Genomic DNA, 11,302 nt, shown 5'->3' on the forward strand with positions numbered 1-11,302 from the left:
CGTACCGGGTGCGGACGCCGACGCCCTGCTCGCCCTGGCCCGTGCGCTCGCGAGCGCACGCGACGTCGACGCCGTCGCCGCTGCGGTCGCCGCGGCGGTCCCGCCGGTCGTCGGCACGCGCGCGTCGTCGGTCATGCTCTGGGAGCCCGACCGGGGCGCGCTGCGGGTGCTTGCGACGGGCGGCCACTCGGACGAGCACACGGAGGCGCTGCAGTCCGCCGAGATCGACGCCGCGCAGATGCCCGAGGTCGTGCGGCTGCTCACGCGTCGCGAGTGCATGGTGCTCGAGTCGACGACGGCGAGCGAACCGCTCGGCACGCTGCTGACCAGGGTCGGCGCACGGACGCTCCTCGTCGCACCCCTCATCGCCCACGACTCGCTGCTGGGCATCGTCACGTCGAGCTGGACCACTCCCGTGAGCCGCGAGACGCAGCTCGTGGGGCTCGAGCGGATGGCCGGCATCGCCGCGCAGGCGGCCACGGCCGTCCAGAACGCGCACCTGCTCGCCACGGTGCGGCACCAGTCGCTGCACGACGCGCTCACGGGGCTGCCCAACCGGGTGCTCTTCACTCGCGGGCTCGACGACGCCCTGCGCGACGTCGGCCAGGCTCGCTCGAGCGCCGTCCTGCTGTGCGACGTCGACCGCTTCAAGACCGTCAACGACCAGCTCGGGCACGCCGCCGGCGACGAGCTGCTGCGGCAGGTGGCGGCGCGGATGCGCGGCGAGGTGCGTCCCGCCGACACGGTGGGCCGGCTGAGCGGCGACGAGTTCGCCGTGCGCGTCGTCGACGCCGACGAGCAGGCCGCGGTGGCCGTCGCGCGCCGGATCGTCGACGCGCTCGACCAGCCCTTCCGCATCGACGGCACCGAGGTGCGGATCACCGTGAGCATCGGCGTGGCCGTGCACGAGGGGTCCGACGGCCGTGGCGAGCGGCTCCTCGCGGCGGCCGACGCCGCGATGTACGAGGCCAAGGAGCGGGGTCGCAACCAGGTCGCCGTCGCGGGGAAGGTCGACCCCGGCCGGGTCGTGCCGTCGCTCGAGGGTGAGCTCGCACGCGCCGTCGAGACCGGCCAGCTGCGCCTCTACTTCCAGCCCGTGCTCGACGTCGGCTGCGGTGACGGTGCACCGGGCGTCGTCGGCGCCGAGGCCCTGCTCCGCTGGGCGCACCCCCGCCTCGGCCTGCTCGGGCCGGCGGCCTTCCTGCCGCTCGCGGAGGAGTCGGGGCTCGTCACGCAGCTCGACCTCTGGGCGGTCCGCGCGGCGTGCGAGGCGCTCGCCGGGTGGCCGCGCGCGGCGGGCGACGAGCCGCTGCGGGTCGCGGTCAACCTCGCGAGCCGCACGCTGCTCGCCCCCGAGCTCGTGACGACCGTGCGGACCGCGCTCACCGCCACGGGCGTGACGGCCGACCAGCTGCACCTCGAGCTCGTGGAGAGCCGCGCGCTGGCCGACCTGCCCGGGGTCGTCGAGCGGCTCGTCGAGCTGCGCCGGATCGGGGTGCGCATCTCGCTCGACGACTTCGGCACCGGCTACTCGACGCTCACGTGGCTCCAGTCCCTGCCGATCGACCAGATCAAGATCGACCGCAGCTTCATCAAGCGGCTCGCGACGGACGTCGCGTCGGTCGCCGTCGTGCGTGGCGTCATGGCGCTCGCGCACGAGCTCAAGATCGAGGTGATCGCGGAGGGCGTCGAGGAGGCCGAGCAGCTCGCGCTGCTCCAGGAGCTCGGCGTGCCGATGGCGCAGGGCTACCTGCTCGGCCGGCCCAAGCCCGCGCTCGAGCTGCGGATGGTCGACGCCGCGCTGCGTCCGGCGGGGTAGCCCCGACGTCGACCCGTCGCGGGGGCGGGGGAAGATCCGAGGGTGCGTTATAGTTGAACCAACAACTGTTACGGAACGCGACCCCACGGAGCCGACATGACCGCCCCCACCCGCACCGCCGAGGAGCTCCTCGCGGCCGACGCCGCGATGGGACCCGTGGTGCTGCACGTCGGCGACCTCGACGCGATGACCGCCTACTACCGGGACGTGCTCACCCTCCGGGTCCTGGCGGCCGAGGGCGCGACCGTCACGCTCGGCCGCGCGGGCACGCCGCTCGTCGTCCTGCGCCACGGCCCCGAGCTCGCGGCCGCGGCGCCGGGCCACGCAGGCCTCTTCCACACCGCGCTGCTCTTCGAGAGCCCGACGGCGCTCGCGGGCGCCCTGGCCTCGGTCGCGCGCCACGGCGCGGGCACCTACACCGGAAGCGCCGACCACCTGGTGAGCCAGGCGTTCTACCTCACAGACCCCGAGGGCAACGGCGTCGAGCTGTACGTCGACCGGCCGCGCGAGACGTGGACCTGGCACGGCGGCCAGGTGCAGATGGACAGCCTCCCGCTCGACCCGACGGGCTTCATCCGGCGCCACCTCACCCCCGAGGCCGAGGCGGACCCGGCGGCGTCGGGCGCCGTCGTCGGCCACGTCCACCTCCAGGTCGGCGACATCCCGACCGCGCGCGCCTTCTACGTCGACGCGCTCGGCTTCGAGCCGACCTTCGAGATGGGCACGGCGCTGTTCGTGTCCGTGGGCGGCTACCACCACCACATGGCCATGAACACGTGGCGCAGCGCCGGTGCGGCGCGGCGGCCGGTGACGCTCGGCCTCGGCGAGGTCACGCTCGACCTCCCGGCCGCGGACGACGTCGGGCGGCTGGGCGAGCGTCTGCGCCGGCACGGCGTCGCGGTGCGCGACGACGGTGCGTCGGTCACGTTCGAGGACCCGTGGGCCAACCTCGTCCGCGTCCGCGTCGGCGCCCCCGCGGGCGCACCGGCCTGACGACGCCCGGCCTGACGACGACCCGGCCCGACCACGTGCGCCGAGGCCGACCTCCCGCACCGACGTCGACCGCGCGCAGGTGCCGCCTCGCGGCGGGAGGTCGACCTCGGCGTTACCCCGTCCGGCCCAGCGGGTGAGGTCGGACGCCGTCGTTGGCTTGATCGACGGGCCCCGCGGCCGATGAGCCGGACGACATGGGACCTGCTCAGACCCGGGACACGGGCACCACGAACGGCGTCGCCGCGCTGCCGCGCGGGGGCGCCGCCGAGACCGTCGACGCCCCCGACGCCGGGCGGCGGTCGCTCCTGCCGCGCGGGCGCCGGGAGCGCGAGCTCGAGGCCGAGAACGCCGCCCTGCGCGCGCAGCTCGAGGAGCTCCGCCAGGCCGCGTCCGACCTCGTCGGCAGCGACGACGTCGAGACCGTCCTCCAGCGCGTCGTCGACCGCGCCTCCGCGGCCGGCCTGACCTCCGCGACGCTCCTCGTCGTCGACGCGCCCGACGGCGGCACGGCCTGGCGTGCGCACGGGCTCGGACGGCCCGAGGCGGCGCAGCTCGCCGCACGCCTGCGGCGTGGCGAGCACCTGGGCCCCGGCGCGGTCGTGGTCGACGTCGTCTCGGCGCGCCGTCGGCACGGCCGGCTCGCGGCGCTCTACCCGACGGCCGAGGACGCGGCGCACGGCCGGTTCCTGCTCGAGGCCTGCGCCCAGCACGCGGCCGCGGCGCTCGACCTCCTGACCGCGGTCGACGAGAACCGCACCGAGGCCATCCGTGCGACCGCCCTGCTGCGTCTCGCGCACGACCTCGCGCTCGCGGCCGACGCGACGGCCGTGGCCCAGGTCACCGCGGACGCGCTGCCGCGGATCGTCGGCAGCCGCACCGCCGCCGTGCTCCTGCCCGAGCCGGGCGCCGAGGCGCTCGTGCCCGTCGCGACGAGCGGCCTCGGCGAGGACCGCCGCGGCTGGCTCACGGGCGTGCGGCTGCGCTTCGCCGCGCTGCCCGAGCTCGCCCCGCTCGCCCAGAAGCGCGAGCCGGTCGTGCTGACATCCGGCGCGGCGAGCCCCGTGCTCGCGGACCTCATGACCAGGATGGGCCTGACCGGCATGCTTGCGGCGCCCCTGCTCGCGGGTGACGCCCTCATGGGGATCGTGCTCGTGGGGTGGGACGGCGACGCACGCGCCATGGACCTCGACGAGGCGAAGGTGCGCGTGCTCGGCGCGACGGACCAGGCCGCGACCGCGCTGCAGAACACCCGGCTGCTCGCGACCGTCCGGCACCAGTCGCTGCACGACGCGCTCACCGGGCTGCCGAACCGCGTGCTGTTCGCGCGGTCGCTCGAGGCGACGCTGCGCCAGGCCGGCACCGGCGTGGGCACGTGCGTCCTGTTCTGCGACCTCGACAGCTTCAAGCGCGTCAACGACGAGCTGGGGCACGCCGCGGGCGACGAGCTGCTGCGCCAGGTGGCGCAGCGCATCCGCACGCAGGTGCGCGGCGGCGACGTCGTCGCCCGGCTGAGCGGCGACGAGTTCGCCGTCGCGCTCGTCGGCACGCAGGACGAGGCGCTCATCGTCGCGAGCCGCATCGTCTCGGCGCTCGAGCAGCCGTTCCGGCTCGAGGGTCGCGACGTCCGCGTGACGACCAGCGTGGGCGTGTGCGCGCACGTGGGCCCGGACGGCCGCGGGGACCGCATGCTCGCAGCCGCCGACCAGGCGATGTACGGCGCGAAGCAGCGCGGCCGCAACCAGGTCGTCGTCGCGGACGACGTCGAGCGGGACTCCGTCGTGCCGTCGCTCGAGGCCGAGCTCGCCGAGGCGGTCGCGACCGGGCAGCTGCGGCTGTTCTTCCAGCCGCTCGTGGGCGTCGAGACGACGGGGTGCGCCGTGCGCGGTGCCGAGGCGCTGATCCGCTGGGCGCACCCGCGGCTCGGCCTGCTCGCGCCCGCGTCGTTCCTGCCGCTCGCGGAGGAGACGGGGCTGATCTCGGAGCTCGACCTGTGGGCGATCGACGCCGCGTGCGCCGCGCTCGCGGACCAGTCCGGCCCGGCCGCGGGGGCGCTGCGGGTGGCCGTCAACCTCTCGTGCACGACGCTCATCGACCCGCGGCTCGTGCCCGCGGTCAGCGGCGCCCTGGCCCGGCATGGCATCGACGCGTCACGGCTCAACCTCGAGATCGTCGAGAGCAGCGCGCTGCGGGACCTGCCCGGCGTGCTGGACGCGATGAGCCGGCTGCGGGAGCTGGGCGTGCGGATGGCCCTGGACGACTTCGGCACCGGCTACTCGACCCTCGCGTGGCTGCACTCGCTGCCCGTCGACCAGATCAAGATCGACCGCAGCTTCGTCGCGCGACTGCACACCGACCCGGCCTCGCTCGCCGTCGTGCGGGCGGTGCTCGCCCTCGCGCACGAGCTCGGGCTCGAGGTCGTGGCCGAGGGGGTCGAGGAGGAGGCGCAGCTCTCCGCGCTCCGCGACGCCGGGTGCGGCATGGTCCAGGGCTACCTGCTCGGGCGACCGGCGCCGGCCATCCGGGCCGAGCTGGACGACCACTTCCCGGTGGTGCCCCGGCAGCGCTCGGGGCGTCACGCCGGCTGATCAGGACGCGGGGGAGGCGCCCGGCTCGGCGCCCTGACCCTCGAGCTCACCGCCCCGCGCGCGTCGCCGGCCCAGCACCACGGGCAGCACGAACCACACGAGCGCGAGGAAGACGAGCAGGCAGCCGGCCACGGCGAGGGCCATGGTGCGCGTCGTGACGACGTCGAACACGAGCAGGACGACGCCGGCGACCACGAGCGAGAGCGTCACGAGCCCCACGCGCATGAAGAGGTCCGCGGTGCGGACGAGCGCGGCCTTGGCGCGGCGGCGGAAGAGCCACCGGTGCAGGCTCACGGGCGCGACCATGATCCCGGTCGTCACCGTCGCGAGGACCACGAGCGCGAGGTAGAACCACCGCTGCGTCGTCGTGAGGTCGGTGAACCGCTGCTGGAAGGGCACGGTCAGCAGGAAGCCGGTGAGGATCTGGACGCCGGTCTGGGTGACGCGGAGCTCCTGGAGGATCTCGTTCCAGTTCCGGTCGAGCTTCTCGGTCGGCGTCTCGCGCCGGCCGTCGTCGCCCGGGGGCACGGCGGAGGCGCTGACCGCGTCGTCGGCGTGGGCGGGGGAGGCCATGCGCACATCGTGGTGGAACGCGCGCCCCGGCGCCCGGCGAGGCGCGCCGGGCCGTGCGCGCCTCGGGCGAACCGGCCCCGGACGACGTGCGCCCCCGCTCGCACGTGGCGAGCGGGGGCGGAGCGACGGCGTCTCACCCGCACAAGGTGTGGCGCCCATCAACGGCCCCCGGGCAGGGAGCCGGGTCGCCGCTCTCGCGGTGACCAGGAGGCTTGAGAAGACCGTAACCGGGACATGACCTGGGCGCACCCCGAACGACGAAATCCGTCGTCGGGCGCCCCGGGGGTCAGCCGCAGCCCACGGGGTCGCAACGGTTCGTCCCGCTGGGTGGCGTGCCGGGGACCGCATGATGACCCTCGACAGCGCGCGGGAGCGAGACTCGCACCGGCGCGACGCGCGAGCGGACGCCGCCGGACGTCGGCGCAGGAGGTGCGCCGGCGCCCCGCCGTCAGAGGTAGCGCGTCGGGTCGAACTCGGCGAGCGGGATGATCCGCAGGCGCGGCAGGCGCACGTTGAACGCCCTGACGTCCGACTCGAGGTCGAACACCTCGAGCCCGCCCTCGGTCAGCTGCTGCAGCGCCGAGCTGGTGAACTCCTTGAAGGCGAGCATGCCGACGTTGCGGCCCGGGCCGAGCAGCGCGGCGAGCTGCGGCGCGAAGTCGCCGTCGTGGCTGGCCAGGAGCACGTCGCCGCCCCGGTCGGCGAGCGCGTCGAGGGTGCGCTGGATGCCGATGTCGACGACCTTCTCGTACGACTCGCCAGCGAGGGGGATCGGCTGGAACCCGATCGCGACCAGGGCCTGCACGAAGGACATCGGCATCGTGCCGTTGGACGCGTTGAGGAAGAACAGGCCCTTGACCTCGTCGCCGCCCCAGATGGTCCGCGCGAACTCGAGCACGCGCTCCCAGCGCGGCCGCTCCTCAGGCGATGGGCGCGCCCCGAGGATCGAGCCGCCGAGGGTCGCGTCGATGTTCTCGCCGTCGACGAGCAGGTAGGTGGTGGTGCGGGTCGTCACGCCTTCGGATCCCGTCGTCGCCCCGGACGCTGCGTCGCTCACGCCCCGAGCCTAGGGCCGCACCCCCTCCCCACACACCTTCCCTCCACACCCACCCCGCGCCCCGCGGCACCGCTGCCCGGGTCGGCCCCGCCGCCCCGCGGCACCGCTGCCCGGGCCCGCCGAGGTCGACATCGGTGGCCGAGGTCGATGGCCGCGGATGTCGACCTCGCGCCCGGATGTCGAACTCGGCGGGTGGGGTGCGGGTGTGCGCGTTCACATGCGGGTCGGGAGCCGCGTGTCGGCGGTGGTCTCTTGACCGGTCAACCGGAATCGGGACAGAGTGGACGTCGACCCGCTTGTCGGAGCGCTCCCACGGACGACGACGTCCCTCGCGCCCGCGACGACGCGGGCCGGCCGGAGCGGTTCGACGCCCCGCACGGGGCACCAAGGAGTCAACGATGACTGCACCACACCACCGCCGGCTCCGCGGCAGGACGGCACTCGCCGCCCTCGCCGCGAGCGCCCTCGCCGTCGGGGCCGCACCTGCGGCCTCGGCCGCGAACGACGTCGTCGGTCCGGGGACGGACCTGTACGTCGACCTCCACAGCTCGACGGTCGAGGCCGCGGCGGGCCTCGACGGGCAGGCGCGCGACGACGCGCTGCTGCTCGCCGGGTTCCCGAGCGCGACCTGGTTCACCGCCGGCACGCCCGCCGAGGTCCAGGCCGAGGTCGGCCACCTCGTCGCGGCCGCCGACGCCGAGGACGAGGTGCCGACCCTCGTCGCGTACAACCTGCCGTTCCGCGACTGCGCCCAGTACTCGGCGGGCGGGGCGACGAGCGTCGCCGAGTACACCGCCTGGGTGGACGCGTTCGCCGCGGGCATCGGCGACCGGGCGGCGATCGTCATCCTCGAGCCGGACGGGCTCGGGATCATCCCGCACTACACGACGGTCAACGGCGAGCTCGAGTGGTGCCAGCCGGCCGAGGCGGACCCCGCGACGGCCGCCGCCGAGCGGTTCACGATGCTCAACCACGCGGTCGACGTGCTCACCGCGCTGCCCAGCACCGCCGTCTACCTCGACGGCACGCACACGGGCTGGCTCGGCGTCGGCGACGTCACCGACCGCCTCCTCAAGGCCGGCGTCGAGCGGGCGGACGGCTTCTTCCTCAACGCGTCGAACTACCAGGAGACGCCGAAGCTGCAGAAGTACGGTGCCTGGATCTCCCAGTGCATCGACCTGTCGGTGAGCACGTGGTGGGAGCCCGCGTGGTGCGCGAGCCAGTACTACCCTGCCACGCCGACCGACTTCTCCACGTGGGGGCTGACGGACGACGCCTACGCCCAGGCGTACGCCGACACCGGCCGCACGCCCGACCCGGCGACGATGAAGCACGCGGTCATCGACACGAGCCGCAACGGCCAGGGCCCGTGGACGCCGCCCGCCGGGGTCTACCCGGACCCCGAGGACTGGTGCAACCCGCCGGACCGCGGGCTCGGCCTGCGCCCGACCACGGACACGGGTGACCCGTACGTCGACGCGTTTCTCTGGATCAAGGTGCCGGGCGAGTCGGACGGCCAGTGCTTCCGCGGCCTCGGTGGCCCGGAGGACCCGGTCCGCGGCATGGTCGACCCGCCCGCGGGCGGCTGGTTCCCCGAGCAGGCGCGCGAGCTCATCGAGCTCGCCGTCCCGCCGGTCGCGGCGCCGACGTGCGAGCTCGGGTACACGGTCCACGGCTCGTGGCCCGGCGGCTTCATCGCCCAGGTGTGGGTGACGAACACCGGCACGACGAAGATCCAGGGCTGGGACCTCGAGTGGGCGTTCGGCGGCAGCCAGACGATCCGCGACATGTGGGGCGCAGACGACCAGCAGGTCGGCCAGCGCGTCACGGCGACGGCCGAGCGGTGGAACGCGGTCATCAAGCCGGGCCGGAGCACGACGTTCGGCTTCATCGGCCGGGGCAGCCCGGCCGACGGCCCCGCCCCGCTCCTCGTCCTGCTGAACGGCGCCCCCTGCACCCTGGCCTAGCGGTCCGGCCACCACCCACCCCACCCCGCTCCACCCGCCCGCCCACCCGCCGGCCTCGGCCGAGGTCGACATCCGGTGCCGAGGTCGACGTCCGCGGACGTCGACCTCGGNNCCTCGGCGAGGGCGGGAGGCGGGGCGGGATCGGGGCGGGTGGGGTGCGGGGTGGGCCCGGTGCGGGTGGCCCGGTGGGGTGCGGGGTGTGGGTCAGGGGTAGAGGCCGCGGGTGCGGTGGGCCTGGGCGACGCGCTGGACCCCGATGAGCAGGGCGGCGTCGCGCAGCGGAACCTGCTCGCGGCGCGCGACCTCGGCGACGGCGTCGTACGCGTGGAGCATGCGCTCCGCGAGGCGCTGCTCGATCTCGGTCTCGGTCCACCAGTACGCCTGCTGCGCCTGCACCCACTCGAAGTAGGAGACGACGACGCCCCCGGCGTTCGCCAGGATGTCCGGCACGACGACGACGCCGCGGTCGGCGAGGATCTCGTCGGCCCGTGCCGTCGTCGGCCCGTTCGCGCCCTCGACCACCCAGCGCGCCTTCACCTGGTCGGCGTTCTCGTGCGTGAGCACGCCCTCGACGGCGGCCGGGACGAGCACGTCGACGTCGAGCGTGAGGAGGTCCGCGTTGCCGAGCGGGTCGGCCTCGGCGAAGCCGACGACGGAGCCCGTCTCGCGCACGTGGTCGAGCAGGCGCGGCACGTCGATGCCGCCGCTGCGGTGCACGCCGCCGTACTGGTCGGAGACCGCCTCGACCCGCGCGCCGCTCTGACCGAAGATCGCGGCCGCGTGCGAGCCGACCTTGCCGAACCCCTGCACGGCGACGCGGACGTCGCTGAGCTCGAGGCCCTGCTCGCGGATCGCGGCGGACGCCGCGTGGACGACGCCCTGCGACGTGGCGGTCGCGCGGCCCAGCGAGCCGCCGACCTCGAGCGGCTTGCCGGTCACGACGCCGGGGATGGTGTAGCCCCGGTTCACCGAGTAGGTGTCCATCACCCACGCCATGGTCTGGGCGTCGGTCCCGATGTCGGGCGCCATGATGTCCCGCTCCGGCCCGATCATCGGCATGATCTCGCTCGTGTAGCGGCGCGTGACGCGCTCGAGCTCGGCCGTCGAGTAGTTGCGCGGGTCGATCGCGACGCCGCCCTTGGCGCCGCCGTAGGGCAGCTCGACGACGGCGCACTTCCACGTCATCCACATGGCGAGCGCGCGGACCTCGTCGACGTCGACGCTCGGGTGGTAGCGCAGCCCGCCCTTGCCGGGTCCGCGCGAGACGTTGTGCTGGACGCGGAAGCCGTGGAAGAGCTCCGTCGTGCCGTCGTCGCGTCGCAGCGGGATCGCGACGTTGATTTCCCGACGCGGGGTCGCGAGCATCGCGTGCATCCCCTCGTCGAACCCGAGCCGGCGGATGGCACCGGCCAGCTGCGTCTGCGCGGTCGCGAGCGGACCCGCGTGCGTGGGCCTGGCGGAGTCGGGGGCGACGTCCGGCACGACGTCGGCGAGCGGTGGGTCCTGGCTGTGCTCGCGCGGCTCGCGGCCTGCTGCGGTGGTGGGGTCGACGGCGGTGTCGGCCATGGGTGTCAGCCTCCAGCGGTGCGGGGTGCGGCCTCGTCGCCGCGTCGGCCACCCGCCGGTTCGCGGGGGACCGGGGTCCACTCTTCCACCGACGTCGCGGCGCCGTCGTCCCGGGCGTGCCTCGGCGGGTCGCCGGGGCGGTCGTCGGTCGGGTCGCCGGGCTGGTCGCCGCAGGGTCAGCCGACGTACTCGAAGTGCCAGTACTCGGGGTTGGACCCGTGCTGCCGCGCCCAGTCCGGTGCGACCCAGCCGTAGGCCGGACCGTTCGCGACGAGCCACTCGTAGCGCGGCGACCCGAACGCGTACGCCTGCCACTCCCACGTGTCGATCGCGCGGCCGGTGCCGTGGTTTGACGTGCCCGGGCGCGCGGCGACCGAGCCGTAGGCCTCGCGCATCTCCACCTGGTCCTCGTAGGAGCGGTAGCTCATGTCGACCGCGATGTTCTCGCCGAACTGGGCCCGGAAGGCCTCGTTGAGCGCGGTCAGCGCGGCGGCGGCGTCGTGGCGCAGCCACTGCCGGTTGCCCTGCGAGTCCTGGCACCAGCCGAGCGGGGACAGCTGCGAGGCCGGGATCCGGCCGTTCGTCCCGTCGCCCGAGGCGCTGGGCGTCGACGTGTAGAACGTGGGGCCGTCGTTCTTCGGCGGCTCGTACGACGCCGGGCTGCCGCAGTCCGGCCCCGCCCCCGTGCTCGGCGGGCCGCCGAGCGTCCGGGGCGGCGCCGTGGCGCGCGGCGCCTCGCGGG

Annotated in this window: 8 protein-coding genes; 4 read left to right on the plus strand and 4 right to left on the minus strand. The window is 75.1% G+C overall.

Going from position 1 to position 11,302, the window contains the following annotated elements; translation table 11 throughout:
* From ICW40_RS15590 to ICW40_RS15600, 3 genes are all read left to right on the plus strand, one after another.
* Nucleotides 1-1,819, plus strand: a 1,819-nt coding sequence (locus ICW40_RS15590) for a putative bifunctional diguanylate cyclase/phosphodiesterase (protein ID WP_221654934.1), incomplete at its 5' end; no start/stop codon positions are given.
* A 96-nt stretch (nt 1,820-1,915) separates the two neighbouring features.
* On the plus strand, nt 1,916-2,812 hold the full coding sequence (locus ICW40_RS15595; protein WP_260459300.1) for a VOC family protein: 897 nt from the start codon (nt 1,916-1,918) through the stop codon (nt 2,810-2,812).
* Between the two features lie 194 nt (nt 2,813-3,006).
* Nucleotides 3,007-5,397, plus strand: a complete 2,391-nt coding sequence (locus tag ICW40_RS15600) for an EAL domain-containing protein (RefSeq protein ID WP_221654935.1) — start codon at nt 3,007-3,009, stop codon at nt 5,395-5,397.
* Here ICW40_RS15600 and ICW40_RS15605 read toward each other — a convergent pair whose 3' ends face one another.
* The gene (locus tag ICW40_RS15605; RefSeq protein WP_221654936.1) at nt 5,398-5,970 is read right to left on the minus strand and encodes a DUF6328 family protein; all 573 of its coding nucleotides are present in this window, start codon (nt 5,968-5,970) and stop codon (nt 5,398-5,400) included.
* 448 nt (nt 5,971-6,418) lie between these two features.
* The gene (locus ICW40_RS15610; protein WP_308121851.1) at nt 6,419-7,027 is read right to left on the minus strand and encodes an NYN domain-containing protein; all 609 of its coding nucleotides are present in this window, start codon (nt 7,025-7,027) and stop codon (nt 6,419-6,421) included.
* 398 nt (nt 7,028-7,425) lie between these two features.
* Between ICW40_RS15610 and ICW40_RS15615 the strand changes: the two genes are divergently transcribed.
* Nucleotides 7,426-8,994: a glycoside hydrolase family 6 protein gene (locus tag ICW40_RS15615; RefSeq protein ID WP_221654937.1), complete on the plus strand. Its 1,569-nt coding sequence runs from the start codon at nt 7,426-7,428 to the stop codon at nt 8,992-8,994.
* Between the two features lie 204 nt (nt 8,995-9,198).
* Here ICW40_RS15615 and ICW40_RS15620 read toward each other — a convergent pair whose 3' ends face one another.
* Nucleotides 9,199-10,560 (minus strand): Glu/Leu/Phe/Val family dehydrogenase, encoded by a 1,362-nt coding sequence (locus ICW40_RS15620; RefSeq protein WP_221654938.1) that lies wholly within the window; start codon nt 10,558-10,560, stop codon nt 9,199-9,201.
* A 176-nt stretch (nt 10,561-10,736) separates the two neighbouring features.
* Nucleotides 10,737-11,302, minus strand: a 566-nt coding sequence (locus ICW40_RS15625; RefSeq protein ID WP_221654939.1) for a M15 family metallopeptidase, incomplete at its 5' end; no start/stop codon positions are given.

This window comes from Actinotalea ferrariae (assembly GCF_019733465.1).
In the GTDB taxonomy this organism is placed as follows: domain Bacteria; phylum Actinomycetota; class Actinomycetes; order Actinomycetales; family Cellulomonadaceae; genus Actinotalea; species Actinotalea ferrariae_A.